Origin of the sequence: Pseudomonas sp. CFBP 8770, assembly GCF_014841705.1 — a bacterium.
GTDB lineage: Bacteria > Pseudomonadota > Gammaproteobacteria > Pseudomonadales > Pseudomonadaceae > Aquipseudomonas.
Map to the genome: position 1 here is coordinate 358,446 of NZ_JACYUL010000001.1, position 17,833 is coordinate 376,278.

At 63.5% G+C, this 17,833-nt stretch carries 15 protein-coding genes; 10 read left to right on the forward strand and 5 right to left on the reverse strand.

Annotated elements, in window-relative coordinates:
- Nucleotide 1: 1 nt before the first annotated feature.
- Nucleotides 2-550: a cytochrome b gene (locus IFT98_RS01605; protein WP_192049511.1), complete on the reverse strand. Its 549-nt coding sequence runs from the start codon at nucleotides 548-550 to the stop codon at nucleotides 2-4.
- Nucleotides 551-621: 71 nt separating this feature from the next.
- A complete protein-coding gene (locus tag IFT98_RS01610) occupies nucleotides 622-1,569 on the reverse strand; it encodes a DUF1853 family protein (RefSeq protein ID WP_192049509.1) in 948 nt (315 codons plus the stop codon).
- A 167-nt stretch (nucleotides 1,570-1,736) separates the two neighbouring features.
- Here IFT98_RS01610 and IFT98_RS01615 point away from each other — a divergent pair, with 167 nt between their 5' ends.
- The 7 genes from IFT98_RS01615 (at nucleotide 1,737) to IFT98_RS01645 (ending at nucleotide 9,879) form a co-directional block, all read left to right on the forward strand.
- Nucleotides 1,737-2,630 carry an NAD(+) kinase gene (locus tag IFT98_RS01615; protein ID WP_122479037.1) on the forward strand — a complete coding sequence of 298 codons (894 nt, stop codon included), beginning with the start codon at nucleotides 1,737-1,739 and terminating at the stop codon, nucleotides 2,628-2,630.
- On the forward strand, nucleotides 2,630-3,598 hold the full coding sequence (locus IFT98_RS01620; protein ID WP_192049508.1) for a metallophosphoesterase: 969 nt from the start codon (nucleotides 2,630-2,632) through the stop codon (nucleotides 3,596-3,598). The genes IFT98_RS01615 and IFT98_RS01620 overlap by 1 nt, the downstream gene beginning before the upstream one ends.
- A complete protein-coding gene (locus tag IFT98_RS01625) occupies nucleotides 3,598-4,470 on the forward strand; it encodes a rhomboid family intramembrane serine protease (protein WP_192049506.1) in 873 nt (290 codons plus the stop codon). The genes IFT98_RS01620 and IFT98_RS01625 overlap by 1 nt, the downstream gene beginning before the upstream one ends.
- Before the next feature lie 376 nt (nucleotides 4,471-4,846).
- Complete coding sequence (locus IFT98_RS01630; RefSeq protein ID WP_192049504.1) at nucleotides 4,847-5,944, forward strand: carboxynorspermidine decarboxylase; 1,098 nt, start codon at nucleotides 4,847-4,849, stop codon at nucleotides 5,942-5,944.
- Between the two features lie 27 nt (nucleotides 5,945-5,971).
- Entirely contained in the window at nucleotides 5,972-7,216 is a 1,245-nt protein-coding gene (locus IFT98_RS01635; protein ID WP_122797405.1) for a saccharopine dehydrogenase family protein, read from the forward strand.
- 389 nt (nucleotides 7,217-7,605) lie between these two features.
- Nucleotides 7,606-8,703, forward strand: coding sequence for an alpha/beta hydrolase (locus IFT98_RS01640; RefSeq protein WP_244650974.1), 1,098 nt, complete (start codon nucleotides 7,606-7,608; stop codon nucleotides 8,701-8,703).
- A 48-nt stretch (nucleotides 8,704-8,751) separates the two neighbouring features.
- On the forward strand, nucleotides 8,752-9,879 hold the full coding sequence (locus IFT98_RS01645; RefSeq protein WP_192049502.1) for a catalase family protein: 1,128 nt from the start codon (nucleotides 8,752-8,754) through the stop codon (nucleotides 9,877-9,879).
- Nucleotides 9,880-9,895: 16 nt separating this feature from the next.
- Here the strand turns inward: IFT98_RS01645 and IFT98_RS01650 are convergent, their stop codons facing one another.
- From IFT98_RS01650 to ydiJ, 3 genes are all read right to left on the reverse strand, one after another.
- On the reverse strand, nucleotides 9,896-11,065 hold the full coding sequence (locus tag IFT98_RS01650) for a PAS domain-containing sensor histidine kinase (protein WP_192049500.1): 1,170 nt from the start codon (nucleotides 11,063-11,065) through the stop codon (nucleotides 9,896-9,898).
- Nucleotides 11,062-11,877, reverse strand: a complete 816-nt coding sequence (locus IFT98_RS01655) for an alpha/beta fold hydrolase (protein ID WP_192049498.1) — start codon at nucleotides 11,875-11,877, stop codon at nucleotides 11,062-11,064. The genes IFT98_RS01650 and IFT98_RS01655 overlap by 4 nt, the downstream gene beginning before the upstream one ends.
- 95 nt (nucleotides 11,878-11,972) lie before the next feature.
- The gene (ydiJ, locus tag IFT98_RS01660; protein WP_192049496.1) at nucleotides 11,973-15,002 is read right to left on the reverse strand and encodes a D-2-hydroxyglutarate dehydrogenase YdiJ; all 3,030 of its coding nucleotides are present in this window, start codon (nucleotides 15,000-15,002) and stop codon (nucleotides 11,973-11,975) included.
- Nucleotides 15,003-15,204: 202 nt separating this feature from the next.
- Between ydiJ and IFT98_RS01665 the strand changes: the two genes are divergently transcribed.
- The 3 genes from IFT98_RS01665 to IFT98_RS01675 all read left to right on the forward strand — a co-directional run bounded on the left by IFT98_RS01665 (nucleotide 15,205) and on the right by IFT98_RS01675 (nucleotide 17,715).
- Nucleotides 15,205-16,110, forward strand: a complete 906-nt coding sequence (locus IFT98_RS01665; protein ID WP_192049495.1) for a LysR substrate-binding domain-containing protein — start codon at nucleotides 15,205-15,207, stop codon at nucleotides 16,108-16,110.
- A 182-nt stretch (nucleotides 16,111-16,292) separates the two neighbouring features.
- Nucleotides 16,293-17,426 carry a metallophosphoesterase gene (locus IFT98_RS01670; RefSeq protein WP_192049493.1) on the forward strand — a complete coding sequence of 378 codons (1,134 nt, stop codon included), beginning with the start codon at nucleotides 16,293-16,295 and terminating at the stop codon, nucleotides 17,424-17,426.
- Nucleotides 17,427-17,505: 79 nt separating this feature from the next.
- A complete protein-coding gene (locus IFT98_RS01675) occupies nucleotides 17,506-17,715 on the forward strand; it encodes a DUF2945 domain-containing protein (RefSeq protein ID WP_122713597.1) in 210 nt (69 codons plus the stop codon).
- Nucleotides 17,716-17,833: the final 118 nt, after the last annotated feature.

Below are 17,833 nucleotides of genomic sequence, written 5' to 3' on the forward strand. Positions count from 1 at the left end.
GTCAGTCGCGATGCGGCAGCATGCGTCGCAGGGTGTTGTCTTGGCGCAGGTAATGGTGGGCCAGGCCCAGCACGCCGTGCAGGCCGATCAACCAATAGCCCCAGCCGGCAATGCTCATGTGCCATTCCTGCAAGCGTCCGCCGAGGTCGCGGTCCTCGGCGATCAGGTGGGGCAGTTCGATGCCCCAGAACGATACGGACCTGTTCTGTGCGCTGAGGATCAGCCAGCCCAGCAGCGGCAGGCCGATCATCAGTGCGTAGAGTGCGGCGTGCATCAGGCTCGCCAGACGCGTCTGCCACACCGGCAGCGGCGGCACGATGCGCGGTGTGACACCCAGGCTGCGCACCAGCAGACGCAGCCAGACCAGCAGCCCCACGCTCAGGCCCAGCATGAAGTGGAACTGCACGATCAGCGCGCGTGCGCCACTGCCTCTGACGAACTGGCCACGCAGCTCGATGCAGGCATAGGTGGCGGCCAGCAGGACCAGCATCGACCAGTGCAGGGCAATGGACAGGCTGCCATAGCGGGCGTGGGTGTTTCTCCAGTTCATCGGGTGACTACTCGGGCGGTCATGCACAGGGTATCGGGCCGGCCATGGACATCTTTAGCCGCCCCTGCGATTCATACGCCCGGCAGGGCCGGCCAGGCATCGGCGACCAGGAAAACCCGTTCGGCTTCCTGCCAGTCGCCGTGGTCGTCGCGGGTCAAACGCACGAGCATCTGCGCCGCGGCGAGCGGGTCCAGTTGCTGCATCCAGGCCTTGAGCTGGTCGGGTGCCCAGGCGTCCGCTGCGGCGAGGCGAGCCGGCGCCAGCCAGGCATCGCGCGGCAACGGCTGCCAGCGCCCGTCCGGGCGTTGCTCGACGAAAATCGGCCAGTCGCGCTGATGCACCCAGCGTCCGCGCAGATGATCAGGGTGGGCATGCTCGGGGGCATGGGCCTGGCCGGGCCAAGGGTAGAACAGGTAGCCGCCGAGCCACAGGTGCGCGTCGAACTGCTCGATGCCCAGCGCCAGCATGGCCTCGCGACCCTCGCTGGAGGTGGAGATGGGCAACTGGTGCTCGGTCAGGTGAGTCAGCTTGCGACCCAGCCGATCCTGGCTGTTGGGGCCCAGCCACTGGAAAACATCGCGACCGTCGGCGGCCACCGGGCCCAGGTAGAGCTTGATCGCCAGTTCCAGATGATGCACCCCATCACGGTCGCGGATCACCATGTCGAGTTCGCCCAGGGTGTGCTTGTCACGGCGGATCGGCAGGTTGGCCGCCAGTGGCTCGATACCGGGAGCCTGCTGCAGGGCGAACTGCCAGAGGCGCTCGTAGTACAGGCCCAGACGCCGGGTAGGGGCCTGCGCCAGCCAGTCGAGCAGCGGTTGGCTGGCGTTGTCCAGACCCTGCAGCCACGCCTGCAGGTGCTCCGGCTGTTCGGCCCAGGTGCTGCCTGCCAGTGGATGACGTTGCTGCCAGGGCGCCGTGTGCAGCAGGGGCGGGGCGAGGATCACCCACGCCAGGTCGCGCACCTGGGGCTGGCGCAGGCGGCGCGGGAAGTCGGCAAGGGCGGCGAATGGATTCATGGGACGGTCCCGGTCAATGGCGCGGTGGTGGAAAGGGTTTTGTGCAGCAACGGCTTTACTCCATAATCCAGGTCCGTATTTGTGTCCGCAATCGACGGTTGCGCGACAGCGTTGTGGAATGTGCCTGGCGCATCCCGATAGCCAGACCAGACCCAAGCAGGAGCCTCATGGAGCAATTTCGCAACATCGGTATCATCGGCCGCCTCGGCAGCTCGCAGGTGCTCGATACCATTCGCCGCCTCAAGCGCTTCCTGCTGGACAGGCACATGCATGTCATTCTCGAGGACACGATCGCCGAAGTGCTGCCGGGGCACAACCTGCAGACGTCATCGCGCAAGATGCTGGGCGAAGTCTGTGACCTGGTCATCGTGGTCGGCGGCGACGGCAGCCTGCTGGGTGCAGCGCGGGCGCTGGCGCGACACAATACGCCGGTGCTGGGCATCAACCGCGGCAGCCTGGGGTTTCTTACCGACATCCGCCCCGACGAGCTCGAGGTCAAGGTGGCCGAGGTGCTCGATGGTCACTACCTGGTCGAAAACCGTTTTCTGCTCGAGGCCGAGGTTCGCCGCCATGGCGAGGCCATCGGCCAGGGCGACGCGCTCAACGACGTGGTGCTGCACCCCGGCAAGTCGACCCGCATGATCGAGTTCGAAATCTACATCGACGGCCAGTTCGTTTGCAGCCAGAAGGCCGACGGCCTGATCCTGGCCACGCCGACCGGCTCCACCGCCTACGCATTGTCGGCCGGCGGGCCGATCATGCATCCCAAGCTCGATGCCATCGTGATCGTACCCATGTACCCGCACACCCTGTCGGGGCGGCCGATCGTCGTCGATGGCAACAGCGAGATGAAAATCGTTGTCTCAAAGAATATGCAGATCTACCCGCAGGTCTCATGCGATGGCCAGAACCATTTCACCTGCGCCCCGGGCGACACCGTCACGGTGCGCAAGAAATCGCAGAAACTGCGCCTGATCCACCCCCTGGATCACAACTACTACGAAGTGTGCCGGACCAAACTCGGCTGGGGCAGCCGGCTCGGCAATACCGGAGGCGATTGATGCTTGACCCGGCGCGAAGTTATGACCTGATCGGCGATGTGCACGGCTGCGCGCATACCCTCGAACATCTGCTCGACCGGCTGGGCTATCACAAGCAGGGCGGCGTATGGCGGCATGCCTCGCGCCAGGCGCTGTTCCTTGGCGACATCATTGACCGCGGGCCGCGCATCCGCGAGGCGCTGCACATCGTCCACGACATGGTCGAGGCCGACCAGGCGCGCTGCATCATGGGCAATCACGAGTTCAATGCGTTGGGCTGGAGCACCCCTGCATTGCCCGGCAGCGGCAAGCAGTACGTGCGCGAGCACGTGCCGCGGCACGAGCGCCTGCTGCAGGCGACGCTGGACCAGTTCGTCCACCACCCCGGTGACTGGCACGATTTCCTCGGCTGGTTCTACGAGTTGCCGCTGTTCCTCGATGCCGAGCGCTTTCGCCTGGTGCACGCGTGCTGGGATGCTGGCCTGATCGAACCTTTGCGCCGCCAGCACCCGGATGGCTGCATCGACGCCCATTTTCTCCAGGCGTCTGCGGTCAAGGGCAGTTTTGCCTGCCAGGTCTTCGATCGACTGTTGCGCGGCACTGACATGCGCCTGCCCGACGGCCTGACCTTGACGGGCGCCGATGGCCTGAGCCGCGCGTTCTTTCGCACCAAGTTCTGGGAAGACGACCCGCAAACCTATGGCGACGTGGTATTCCAGCCCGATGCATTGCCTGACGATGTGGCCTGCGCGCCATTGAGTCAGGAACAGAAAAGCGCTCTGCTGCGTTACGGGGTCGATGAGCCGTTGCTGTTCGTCGGTCACTACTGGCGCAGCGGGCGACCGGCGGCGATACGCCCGAACCTGGCCTGCCTGGACTACAGCGCGGTGCTGTACGGCAAACTGGTGGCGTACCGCCTGGATCAGGAAACCCGCATCGATCCGCGCAAGTTCGCGTGGGTCGATGTCGAGCGCCCGGAGGCGTTTTGATGAGTGCCATTGCTGTATTGCGTCTGCCACTGAACGCCGACTTGAGTGGCTTCGTGGGTCTTCTGCGGCGTTTGAAGGTGCCCCATCGCGTCAGCGAGGAGCAGGGCAGCCAGGTGTTATGGGTACCCGACGAGCGTCTGGCGCAGGATGTTCGCGAGCTGTACCAGCGCTACCCTGAGGGCAGTGCCGAGGTCGATCCTGAATTGATGGCGCGGCATGCGCCGGTGCGCGGTCCGGGTTTCGCCCAGCAGCTCAAGGCCAGCCCTGCCACTGCCCTGGTGCTGCTGGCCTGTCTGGTGGTGGCGGGGTTGACGCTTCTAGGCGAGAACCTGGGCAACCTGCGCTGGCTGACCTTTCTCGATTTTCAGGTCAACGGTGAATACATTTATTTCACGCCTCTGGCCGATACCTTGGCCAGTGGCCAATGGTGGCGGCTGTTCAGCCCCATGCTGATTCATTTCGGCTTGCTGCATCTGGCGATGAACGCCTTGTGGTACTGGGAGCTTGGGCGACGCATCGAGGCACTGCAGGGGCGCATCAATCTGATCGGCCTCACCCTGTCTTTCAGTCTGGTCTCCAACGTGGTTCAGTACCTGGTCAGCGGGCCCAGTCTGTTCGGCGGGTTGTCGGGGGTGCTGTATGGCTTGCTGGGGCACTGCTGGCTGTACCAGTGGCTTGCGCCCAACCCGATCTACCGCCTGCCGCGCGGCGTGCTGGTGATGATGCTGGTGTGGCTGGCGCTGTGCATGAGCGGGCTGGTCAGCGTGCTGGGCTTCGGCGAAATCGCCAATGGCGCGCACGTCGGTGGCCTGCTGATCGGCTGCGCGACCGGCCTGGTCGGCGGCTTTCTGGCCCGCCGCAAGGTTCGCTGAACCCGGCTCGTGCGGCTCTGTAGCAGCGGCGCAAGCCGCGTCGGCGGTGGGTGCGGTGTGCCTGATGTTCCGCGGTGTCCGATTCGCGGTCACAGACCGCTCCTACAGAGTATCAGAAAGGATGCACCGTCCCTGTAGCAGCGGCGCAAGCCGCGTCGGCGGTGATTGCGGTGTGCCTGATGCTCCGCGGTGTCCGATTCGCGGCCACAGACCGCTCCCACAGAGTATCCGCAGGAATGCACCGTCCCCGTAGCAGCGGCGCAAGCCGCGTCGGCGGTGGGTGCGGTTGGAAACTGGTCGGCTGCTCTTTCGGTCCGGGGTAACTGCGGGCACAATGCGGGTCCTTTTTTTGGCTGGCCATGCCTGGGGCCTCGAAATGATCAACACGCCGTATTACCTCATCGACAAACAGAAGCTCTTGGGCAACCTGGAAAAGATCGCCTACGTGCGTGAACACTCCGGGGCCAAGGCGTTGCTGGCGCTCAAGTGCTTCGCCACCTGGTCGGTGTTCGACCTGATGGAGCAGTACATGGACGGCACCACGTCGTCGTCGCTGTACGAGCTCAAGCTGGGTCGGCAGAAGTTCGCCGGCGAAACCCACGCCTACAGCGTGGCCTGGGCCGACAACGAGATCGAGGAGATGCTCGCCAACTGCGACAAGATCATCTTCAACTCGATCGGCCAACTGCAGCGTTTCGCCCAGGCGTCCCAAGGCAAGACCCGCGGCCTGCGGGTCAACCCGCAGGTGAGCAGCTCCGACTACCTGCTGGCCGACCCGGCGCGTCCGTTCAGCCGTCTGGGCGAATGGGACCCGGCCAAGGTCGAGACAGTGATCGAGCAGATCTCCGGCTTCATGTTTCACAACAACTGCGAGAACGGTGATTTCGCCCTGTTCGACCAGATGCTGGGGACCATTGAAGAACGTTTCGGTCATCTGCTGCACAAGGTCGAGTGGGTCAGCCTCGGTGGCGGCATTCATTTCACCGGCGAAGGCTACGCACTTGACGAATTCTGCGCCCGGCTCAAGGCCTTTTCGCAGAAGTACGGCGTGCAGGTCTACCTGGAGCCTGGCGAGGCGGCGATCACCAACAGTGCCTCGCTGGAAGTCACCGTGCTCGACACCCTCTACAACGGCAAGCAACTGGCCGTGGTCGACAGCTCGATCGAGGCGCACATGCTCGACCTGCTGATCTACCGGCTCAATGCGAAGCTGGCGCCCAGCAGCGGCGAGCACACCTACATGGTGTGCGGAAAATCCTGCCTGGCTGGGGATATTTTCGGCGAATACCCCTTCGAGCGCCCGTTGGCCATCGGTGATCGCCTGTCATTCATCGATGCGGCGGGCTACACCATGGTCAAGAAGAACTGGTTCAACGGCTTGAAGATGCCGTCCATCGTAGTGAAACAACTCGACGGTACAGTCGAGGTGGTTCGTGAGTTTGGTTTCGAAGACTACCTGTCCAGCCTTTCGTAAGCGGACAGCCGAGGAGAAGTGAATAAATTGAAGAAGAACGTTCTTATCATTGGTGCAGGAGGTGTTGCCAAGGTGGTGGCCCACAAGTGCGCGCAGCACAACGATGAACTTGGTCGTATTGCCATCGCGTCGCGCAACATCTCCAAATGCCAGGCCATCATCGACAGCGTCAAGGCCAAGGGCAGCCTCAAGCAGCCTGCCGACATCAAGGCTTTCGCGCTCGATGCGCTGGATGTCGAGGCGACCAAGGCGCTCATCGTGGAAACCGAATCGCAGATCGTCATCAACGTCGGCTCCGCCTTTCTGAACATGTCGGTACTGCGTGCCTGCATCGACACCGGCGTGGCCTACCTGGACACCGCCATCCACGAAGAACCGGGCAAGGTCTGCGAAACGCCGCCCTGGTATGGCAACTACGAGTGGAAACACCTGGAAGAGTGCCAGCAGAAAAACGTGACGGCCATTCTGGGTGTGGGCTTCGATCCGGGCGTGGTCAATGCCTATGCCGCGCTGGCGCAGCAACAGCATTTCGATCGTATCGATTCGATCGACATCCTCGATGTCAATGCCGGCTCCCACGGCAAATATTTCGCCACCAATTTCGATCCGGAGATCAATTTCCGTGAGTTCACCGGGCAGGTCTGGAGCTGGCAGAACAGCCAGTGGACCAGCAACACCATGTTCGAAGTCAAGCGCACCGATGACCTGCCGGTGGTGGGTTCGCAGAACCTGTACCTGACCGGGCATGACGAAGTGCATTCGCTGTCGAAGAATCTCGATGTGCCCAACGTGCGCTTCTGGATGAGCTTCGGTGAGCATTACATCAATGTGTTCACGGTGCTGAAGAATCTCGGCCTGCTGTCCGAGCAGCCGGTGACGACTGCCGAAGGCTTGCAGGTGGTGCCGCTCAAGGTGGTCAAGGCAGTCTTGCCGGATCCGTCGTCGCTGGCACCGGGCTATACGGGCAAGACCTGCATCGGCGATCTGGTCAAGGGCACTCGCAACGGCCAGCCGCACGAAATGTTCATCTACAACGTGGCGGATCACGAAGACGCCTACGCCGAAACCGACAGCCAGGGTATTTCCTACACCGCGGGTGTGCCGCCCGTGGCTGCGGCCCTGCTGGTTGCCCGCGGCGAATGGGACGTGCAGCGCATGGCCAACGTCGAAGAGCTGCCGGCCGAGCCGTTCCTCAGGGCGCTCGACGCCATGGGCCTGCCGACGCGCATCAAGGACGCCTCCGGCGACCGTGCCTGGGATGCCAGTGCGTAATCTGTTGTAAATGCTGTTGTAGGAGCGGTCTGTGGCCGCGAAAAAGGGCCCCGCGGATTGTCTGGTGCACCGCGGTGCCTGGTTCGCGGCCACAGACCGCTCCCACAGAAAGCTGGGGACTGTCTGGTGTACCGCGGTGACTGCTTCGCGGCCGATGACCGCTCCCACAGGAAGCTGCGGGTTGTCTGGTGCACCGCGGTGTCTGGTTCGCGGCCACTGGCCGCTCCTACAGGACGGTGTGCAGAGTGATTCCCGAGAGCAGCAACTGGGGTCGCGGTATTTAGTGGATTAACCGTTCGTCTGGCGCGAGTCGGGAATTTTGGAACGTCAAGTTGCTATCACCGGCCTGATATTTCGTAACGTTCCCACTCTCGTGCGAGGCAATGACAATGATCAAGACTGACCGCAAATGGATGGTGGCGCTGTGCGCCGCCGGCGTGGCAATGGCGTTGAGCGGTTGCGCTCGCGATCCGGAAAAACGCTCGGTTTCCGAACTCGCCGTAAGCGGCACCAAGAGCATGTTCCGCACCGATTCGGACATGCAGACCGTTCTGAACAAATTCGCCAGCTTCGATGCCAAGGCCGTGGAGAAGATCACGGCAGTCGAGGCACGGCAGCAACCTACCATTGCCGACGCCGTGAAAGGCGTGCTCGCCGATGAGAAACGCGACAGCACTCCGACTGCACTGGTCCCCGGCGTTACCACCCGCGACATCACCGTTTCCGGCGCCGCAGGTTCGTTGCCAGCAACCGTCTACACGCCTGAAGGCACCGGCCCGTTCCCGGTGGTCCTGTATTTCCACGGTGGTGGTTGGGTATTTGCCGATCGCAAAGTGTATGACGGCGGCGCACGCGGGATCTCCAAGCAAGCCAATGCCGTGGTCGTCTCCGTGGACTACCGCCGCGCGCCCGAAAACAAGTTTCCTGCAGCTCATGAAGATGCACTGGCTGCCTATCGCTGGTTGAGCAAGAACGCCGCCTCCGTCAACGGTGACGCGAAGCGCCTGGCGCTGGCCGGTGAAAGCGCTGGCGGCAACCTCGCCGTGGCAACCGCTGTGGCCGCACACAAGGCCGGGTTGACCGCGCCCAAGCACGTGCTGTCGGTCTATCCGGTCGCTCAGTCCAACACCGAAACCGAGTCCTATCGCAAATACGCCGACGCCATGCCGCTCAACCGCCCGATGATGCTGTGGTTCATCGACAACGTGACCAAAGGTCCGGCCGACGCCAAGGATCCACGTATCGACCTGGTGCATGCCGACCTCAAAGGCCTGCCACCGGTCACCGTGATCAACGCCGAAATCGACCCACTGCGTGACGATGGTGCCCAGCTGGAACAGGCGCTGCGTACTGCAGGTGTCAGCGTCGAGCGCAAAGTCTATCCAGGCGTGACCCACGAATTCTTCGGCACCGCAGCCGTGGTGAAAAAAGCCGAAGAAGCGCAGGCCTATGCCGGTGAGCGTCTGAAAGCCGACCTGGCCAAATAACAAGAACATCCACCGTGATAAAGACCTGAACCGAGCCGAGGTGTGCACATGAGCCATTCTTCAGACACTCAATATCCAGACAGTCAATTGCCAGACAATCGACTGACCGTCACTCCACTGGTGTTTCAGCCCTCATTCGAGCAGGTGCCCGACGACGAGGAAGACACCAGCCGAGAGCTGACGGAAGTGATGCGCAGCATTCTGGACACCACGTTCGAAGATGGCGGCCACGCGTTGCGTGGCGTGCATGCCAAGGCTCATGGGTTGGTACGCGGGCACATCACGGTGCTCGATGGCCTTCCTGCGCCGTTGGCGCAGGGGGCTTTTGCCACCCCTGGAAGGTTGCCCGTGGTAATGCGTTTTTCCACCAATCCCGGTGATCTGCTGGACGACAAGGTTTCGACCCCACGGGGCCTTGGCTTGAAGATCGTTGGGGTACAGGGTGCGCGTTTGCCGGGCAGCGAGGGGGACGTCACCCAGGATTTCGTCATGCAGAACGCCAAGGCGTTCACGGCAGCCACACCCAAGGCTTTCCTGAAGAATCTCAAGCTGCTGGCCAAGACCACCGACAAAGGTCCGGGCTTGAAGAAAGCTTTTTCGGCGCTTCTGCGCGGTGTGGAGTCGGTGATCGAAACCATGGGCGGCGAGAGCGGCACGCTGAAGAGCATGGGTGGGCATCCGCTGACCCATGTGCTCGGTGAAACCTTCTACAGTGTGGTGCCGTTTCTGTATGGCGAGCATTACGCCAAGCTGGCGGTGGTGCCGGTAGCACCGACGCTGACCGAGTTGACGGATCAACCTGTCGACCTGGACGATAAACCGGACGGCCTGCGTGAAGCGGTCAGTCATTATTTTGCAAGCCATGGGGGTGCGTGGGAAGTGCGTATCCAACTGGCCACCGATCTCGACGAAATGCCGATCGAGGACGCTTCGAAAGTCTGGTCCGAAGAGTTGAGCCCCTACGTCACCGTGGCGCGAATCGAGGTGCCGGCGCAGGAGGCCTGGAGCGAAGAGGCTATTCAGACCATCAACGAGCAGATGTCATTCAGCCCGTGGCACGGTCTGGCCGCGCACCGTCCTCTGGGTGGCGTCATGCGCGTGCGCAAGCCGACCTATGAAATGTCCGCAGGCTTTCGCGCCCAGCACAACGGCTGCCCGATTCACGAGCCGCGCTGAACCATTTGGCCTGGGGTCAATGCCCGGCTGACGCGTAGGCGGGAAACCGGGTGGTAAAGGTGGTGCCGGCCTGAGCGCTGGACACTACCTCGACGATACCGCCATGGGCCTTGGCAATCTCGCTGACGATGAACAGGCCAAGGCCCACGCTGCGTACTTCGCGGCCTGCCTCCGAGCCCCGTGTCATGGGCGAGAAGATCGAGCTCAACTGCGCTTCGTCGATCGCTTTGCCCTGATTGTGCACGGTGATTTCGACTGCGCCCTGGGCTGCCGCGACTCGGACCTCGATCGGACTGGTGCCATCGCCATAGGTCATGGCGTTGGACACCAGATTGCCCAGCAACTGTGCCAGACGGTCTGCATCGGCCTGGCAGAACAATGCTTCGTCGCTGGCGCTGAAAACAATCGTTCGCTGCGGGTACAGCAGGCGCAGTGAATCCACGGCGGCGGCAATGGCGCGGTCCAGCTGCACCGGCGCCCGGCTCACGGCCAGGCCCTGGCCGATGCGAGCCTGGGTGAAGTCGAGAAGATCGTTGATCAGCCGCTGCGAACGGGCGGTGGCGTCGCTGATATGACCCAGCATCGCGCTCTGGCGCTCGGACATGTCCAGCGAACGCAGGTACTGCGCAGCCATGGATACCACTTGCAGCGGGTTGCGCAAGTCGTGGCTGACGATGCCGATCATCTGCTCGGAGAACAGGGCGCGGTCGACGGCCAGTTCACGTTGCCGATTAAGTTCGTGCTCGAGCGCGACATGACGCTGCAGGGCGTCTTCGGCCTGCCGCTTGGCTTGCAGCAGTTCCTGTTCGAAACGGATTCGGTCGGCGACGATGAACGCCGATATCTCGTCGAATACCTCGCCGCAGTGATCGCGGCGACTGGCATTGAGCACCATCGGCGTGACCTTGCCGGTGGCCGTCAGGAAGTCCAGCTTGACCTCGACAATCGAGCGCTGCATCACCAGCAACGGCATCCAGTGCGTTTGATAGAAGATGCGGCCGCCCACAGTCAGCAACTCCTGCAGCTTGCGCACCCCGATCAGTTGTTCGCAGGTATAGCCCAGCCAGTTGCAGAAGGTATGGTTGACCTTGAGAATCAAGCCTTTGTTGTCGGTCAGCAGCAGGGCGCATGGCGCTTGCTGGTAGAGCGCCTCGGCATCGGGGATGCCTGGGGGCTCGGCGATCATGCCGGCAAGCGGCCGTAGGTCTGGGTCAGGAACGCCTCGATGGCGCCGATGCAGGCTGCAGGCTGGCTAAGGTGTGGGCAGTGGCCTTCGTTCTCGATGACGACCATCCGGCAGTCGGTGATTGCTTCGGTCAGGTACTGGCCAACGGCTTTGGGCGCGATGAAGTCGTCCGAAGACTGGATCACCAGCACCGGCTCGCGTAGCGCGCGCACGTCCGTGCGGCTGTCGGTGAGGAATGTGACGCGGGCAAAACGCTTGGCGATGTCGGGGTCGGTCTGGCAGAAACTGTTGGTCAGCTCGGCGCCCAGTTCCGGGTGTTCGGGATTGCCCATGATGCTCGGCGCCATGGCGCTGGACCAGCCCAGGTAGTTGCTTTCGAGGGTCGCGAGCAGGGCGTCGATGTCGTCGCGGCTGAAGCCGCCGGGGTAGTCCGCATCGGTAATGTAGCAGGGCGATGGACCGACCATGGCATGGGCGCCGATCAATCCGGGGCTGCGGTTGGCGGCCATGGCGCCGGCCATCGCGCCGACCGAGTGACCGATGAACACCACCGGGCCCTCGCCGAACTCCTGGATGATCTCGACGATGTCGTCGGCGTAGCCTTCCAGTGTCGAGTACTTGTCGATGTCATAGGCGCTGACATCCGAGTTGCCGCAGCCGACCATGTCGAACAACACGGTCCGGTAATGCCTGGCAAACGTCGGCTCGACCAGCCGCCACATGTTCTGGTCGCAGCCAAAACCATGGGCGAACACCAGCGTCAACGGACCTTGGCCCCTGACCACCACATTGTTGCGAGCCTGAACCGACATCCGTGAAATTCCTGTTTTCGCAAGCGAGCATGCGGGGTCAATCGGACCGCTAGTCTACCGGAGCATAGCCACCAGCGTCAGGCTCGCCAGCGTTTTCAAACGGTGTTTTTTCTCACGTGTTCGAGCAACGCCTGCAGCGGGTGACGGACCGTGTGGCCTTCTTCGCGCTTGACCTGGCTGCGGCAGGAGTAACCGTCGGCAAGCAGATTGCCAGCGTCATGATAACGGGCCAGCAATGGCTGCCAGGACTGCCCGTAGATGACCTTGGAGGTGGCGACATTGCGTGCTTCATGGCCGTAGGTACCGGACATGCCGCAACAGCCACTCGCCAGCACCTGCAGGGTCGCGCCCAGGCGGCTGAACACCTGTTGCCAATGGGTGATGCTGCCAGGCTCGTTGGTTTTCTCGGTGCAGTGCGGCAACAGCTGGTAGACCCCGGCGGTGCCGGGCTGCTCGGTCTGTGGCAGCACCTGGGCAAGCCATTCCTGAGGCAACAGTACGGTAGGGGCGTTGTCCTGGCCCAGGGTCTTGGCGTACTCCTGGCGATACACCAGGGTCATGGCCGGGTCCAGGCCGACCAGGGCGATACCGCTTGCCTGAAGCTGGCGCAACGACTGCGCATTGTGCCGCGCGGCCTTGTCGAAGGCACCGAGAAAGCCCTGTACCTGTAGCGGCTTGCCGTTGGCCGCGAAGGGCGCCAGGTAGATGTCGAAACCCAGTCGTGCGATCAGTTCGAGCCAGTCGGCCATGACCGGCGTGTCGAAGTAACGGGTGAAGGCATCCTGCACCAGGACCACGCTGCGCTGACGCTGCTCGGTGGTCAGCCGGGCGAGCTGCTCGGCGCTCGCCGGGCGTACGTTCCAGTCCCGGCAGTGAGCCTGGAAATCGACCAGGCTGAGCAACGGGCTGTCGACCATGCCGGCCACGTGTTGCAGCGCATGACGCACCGGCGAGAACGACATGACCGCGTTGTAGGCCCTTGGAAAGCGTGCCAGGTACGGAATGCTGAATTCCAGCGAACCGATCAGGTAGTCCTTCAGCGGCCGTAGGTAGCGGCCATGGTAGAGCTGCAGAAAGCGCGAGCGGAATTCCGGTACGTTGACCTTCACCGGGCACTGTCCTGCGCACGACTTGCAGGCCAGGCAACCGGCCATGGCGTCGTAGACCTCATGGGAAAAATCTTCGCGGCCCATTCGCCGGGCCAGGCTGTTGCGGGCGCGTTCGAACAGGCTGCCGCTGGCGGTGTGCAGTACGTTGGCGCCGTGCAGGCCCTGCAGGCGCAGCCATTCGCGGATCAGCGAGGCGCGTCCCTTGGGCGAGTGAATGCGGTTGCGCGTGGCTTTCCATGACGGGCACATGGCGTCGTTCGGGTCGAAGTTGTAGCAGGCACCGTTGCCGTTGCAGTGCAGCGCACTGTCGTAGCTGCGCCAGACGCGCTCGTCGATGCGGCGATCCAGTTCGCCGCGCAGGGTGACCTCGTCGACTTGGGTAAGGCGTGCACTGGCAACGCTGGCCGGCGTAGCGATCTTACCCGGATTGAGCTGGTTGAACGGGTCGAAAGCGGCCTTGAGCGCCTGCAGCGCCGGGTACAGCTCGCCGAAATACTCGGGTACGTATTGCGAGCGCAGGCCCTTGCCGTGCTCGCCCCAGAGCAAGCCGCCGTGGCGTTGCGTGAGGGCCGCGACCTGGTCGGAAATGGGCCGGATCAGAGCCGCCTGGTGCGGGTCCTTCATGTCGAGGATCGGCCGCACGTGCAGCACCCCGGCATCGACATGGCCGAACATGCCGTATTGCAGGCCGTGACTGTCGAGCAAGGCGCGGAATTCGCCGATGTAGGCTGCCAGGTTGTGCGGCGGGACTGCGGTGTCCTCGACGAACGGCTGCGGCCGGGCTTCGCCCTGGACGTTGCCGAGCAAGCCGACCGCCCGCTTGCGCATGGCATACACGCGACCCACCGCCAGGGCCCCGACCGCCAGGGTGTGCCCCAGGCGCCGTACCGTGGTGTCCTGCTGCAAGTGGGCGATGAACTGCTCGACACGCTGCTCGACCACGTCGAGGTCGTCGCCGCTGAATTCCACCAGGTTGATGCCCAGGGTCGGCGCCTGTGCGTCAGTGGGGAAGTATTCGGCCACGCCATGCCAGACGATGTCGTTCATCGCCAGCAAAAGCACCTTGGAGTCGACGGTTTCGATCGACAGCGGCTGGTGCGCCATCAACGCATTGGCGTCATTGAGCGCGTCCATGAAGCCGGCGTAGCGCACGTTCACCAGAATCGAATGCTTGGGGATCGGCAGCACGTTCAACTTGGCCTCGACGATGAAGCCCAGTGAGCCTTCCGAACCGCACAGCACGCTGTTCAGGTTGAAGCGCCCGTCGGCCTCGCGCAGGTGGGCCAGGTCGTAGCCGGTGAGGCAGCGGTTGAGCTTGGGGAACACCGCGTCGATCAGCTCGGCCTGCTCGTCGGCGATCGTCGCTGCGCAGCGATAGACCTCGGCGATGCGCCCGCCGCCATCACGGTTCGCCTGCAATTGCGCGGCATCGAGGGTGTGGCTGTGCAGGCGCTCGCCACCCAGCAGCAGGGTGGTCAGTTCCAGCACATGGTCGCGGGTCTTGCCGTAGGTGCAGCTGCCCTGGCCGCTGGCGTCGGTGTTGATCATGCCGCCAATGGTTGCGCGGTTCGAGGTCGACAGCTCGGGCGCGAAGAACAGGCCGTGAGGTTTCAGAGCCGCGTTGAGCTGGTCCTTGACCACGCCGCTCTGCACCCGCACCCAGCGCTGCTCGACGTTGATCTCCAGCACTTGGTTCATGTGCCGGGAGAGGTCCACCACCAGGCCATCGGTCAGCGACTGGCCGTTGGTGCCGGTACCGCCGCCGCGGGCGGTCAGTACCACGCCGCGGTGTTCCGGCTGGCTGGCCAGACGCGCCAGCAACTGCACGTCGGCCTCATGCCGGGGAAACACCGCTGCCTGGGGCAGGCGCTGGTAGATCGAGTTGTCGGTGGCCAGGACCGTGCGGGTGGCGTAATCGTCGACGATCTCGCCCTGGAAGCCTGCACCTTCGAGCTGGCGCAGCAGTGCCTGGTAGGGCGCAAGGGGGGCTTTTTGGCGGGACAGTTCGGCGATCATGGCAGTCGGTATCCGGCTGGGTTGATGGTCTGCATTCGAAATGTGCAGGCAGGCAGGGGACACTGCTCGCCGCGGTCGCTCTGCAGAGAGGGGTCCGCTCAGGCTGCAAGTCGCTTGCAACGCTGGGGGTGTGGACGTATTTTCCCGAATGCAAGGCAAGCTGGCAAACGTATATCCTTCGGTTTTTGCATGAGTTCAATGAATGAATCCCAGACGGCTCACGCCCTCCATGTCGTTGTTGCTGGCGTTCGAAGCGGCCGGCCGCCACGGCAGTTTCACTCGGGCGGCGGCCGAATTGGCCCTGACCCAGAGTGCAGTGAGCCGACAGGTGCAGGCGCTCGAAGCGCTGCTGGAAGTGACGCTGTTCAGGCGTGAAGGCAGGCACATCGAGCTGACGGCGGCGGGCGCGCTGTATCAGCACGAACTGGCCGGAGCGCTGGCGCGCATTCGTGGCGCTACCCTGCAGACCATTTCGCACCGTACCGAGGCCGATACCCTGCACCTGGCGGTGCTGCCGACGTTCGCTTCCAAATGGCTGATGCCGCGGATGGGCGATTTCTACGCTCGTCATCCCGGCAGCCTGGTGCATATCCATTCGCGAATCGTGCGTGGAGACCTGTCCGAAGGCGCGCAGGACATGAGCGCGATCATCTGCGCGGGGTCGGGACAGTGGCCGGGTTATATGGCGCACCGGCTGCTCTCGGAGAAGCTGGTGGTGGTGGCCAGTCCCAGGGCTCTGCCTGGGCATGCGCAGGTGTCGCTGCAGGACGCCGCTCGGCAGCTGTTGCTGGGTGTGGTATCGCGCCCCCACGCCTGGTCGGACTGGTTCGCCAGCGTCGGGCTGGCAGGCTCGCCGAGCATGCGCCTTGGGCCGAGCTTCGAGCACACCGCGCATTTGATTCAGGCCGTCATCGCCGGGATCGGGATCGGCCTGGTGCCGCGCATCCTGGTGCAGGACGAGATCGCCCAGGGTGAGTTGGTGACCCTCTTCGAACCCATGGAAAGCGGGCGCGGGTACTACCTGGCGTACCCGACGCACAACCAGCACTTGCCGTCGCTGGCGGCGTTTCGCGAGTGGCTGTTGTCCATTCCGTTTCCGGACAGTTGATCGGATACCCGATCCCCTTTGGGAGCGGTCATCGGCCGCGAAGGGGCCCCCTGCGTATTATCTGTCGCGCCGCGGCGCCCCTTTCGCGGCCACAGACCGCTCCCACATGTTCTGTAGCAACTTTGTCGACAAACCATCGAAGCGGCCAGCTGTCAGAGTGCCACTGACTATGAGGAATAGCCGTGTTCCATATCTATGCGACTGTCGCCTTTCTGTACGTTGCGCTGCGCTTCGTCTACCCATTGCCGCTGGCCACCGGCTGGCGCGTGCTGATCGGCCTGGCACTGCTGGCCGCGTCCAAATACCACATGCTGATCCTCGCCTTCACCGGGACGATGTACTCGCCCGAAGTGCCGTACGCGGTCGCCTATGGCGCTGGGTGGGCCTTCACCGCGTTTGCCCTGTTGTTCGTGTTCGTGCTGGTGCTGGACCTTGGCATCCTGTTGACCCGTCTGGTCCGGCGCCATCGCCCGTCGCGTGAAGCCCTGGCCAAGTGGCGCTGCGGCGTCGCGGCCCTGGCGATAGCAGTCTCGGGTTTTGGCGTGGCCCAGGCCACCCGCGTGCCCGAGGTGCGTCAGCTGGAGCTGGAGATTCCCGGGCTTGCCGCGTCGATGGACGGCTTCAGGCTGGTGCAGCTGTCCGACCTGCACATCAGCGTGCTGTTTCCCGAGCCTTGGGTGGAGGAAGTGGTCAAGCGCAGCAACGCGCTCAAGCCGGACCTGGTGGTGATCACCGGCGACCTCATCGACGGGACCCTGCAGGCGCGTGCCACGGATGTGCGGCCGTTGGCGCAACTGCGTGCCCGCAACGGCGTGATCGCCATTCCCGGCAACCACGAATACTACTTTGGCAACGAAGGGTGGATGGCCAGGTTCCGCGAAGCCGGCATGCACAGCCTGATCAACCAGCATGAAGTGGTAGGCGAAGCGCGTGGGCAATTGGTCATCGCCGGTATCACCGACAAGGTCGCCACGCAGTACGGCGGCAGTGCGCCGGATCTGGAGCTGGCCCTGCGCGGCGCACCGGCCGGGGCACCGATCGTCTTGCTCAACCATCGTCCTGCAGGGATCGATCAGGCGATCGCCGCGGGTGTCGACCTGCAGCTTTCCGGGCACACCCATGGGGGGATGATTCGCGGCTTCGACCAAGTCGTGGCCAAGGCCAACGAAGGCTTCGTCGCGGGTCTGTATCGGCGCGCCGGCCTGCAGTTGTACGTCAGCAACGGCAGTGGGTTGTGGAACGGCTTTCCAATCCGCCTGGGCGTACCGTCCGAGATCACCGAGTTCACCTTGCGCGCAGTACCGTCCGGCCAATGAAACGGCAGCGCAGGGGAATCAACGGCGCAGGCCGTACTCACTTGTCTGACGCGTGTTCAATCACAACAGGGGCGAGCAGATGAGCAATGCATTCAAGGTCGGCGATGCGGTGCGCTGGAATTCCGAAGCAGGGGAGATTCACGGCAAGGTGACCAAGGTCCACGTCAAGGATGTGGAATTCATGGGCAAGCACCGCCCGGCGTCCAAGGACGAACCGCAGTACGAGGTGAAGAGCGACAAGACCGGGCATTCGGCGCTCCACCATGCCGATGCCCTGCACAAGGCGTGATGCGGCGCAGGGCTGTCGGCGATCTGTAGGAGCGGTCTGTGGTTGCGAACTGGGCAGCGCGGTGGGTCAGGCAGTGCGCGGGGCCTTTTCGCGGCCGCTGACCGCTCCCACAGGTGAC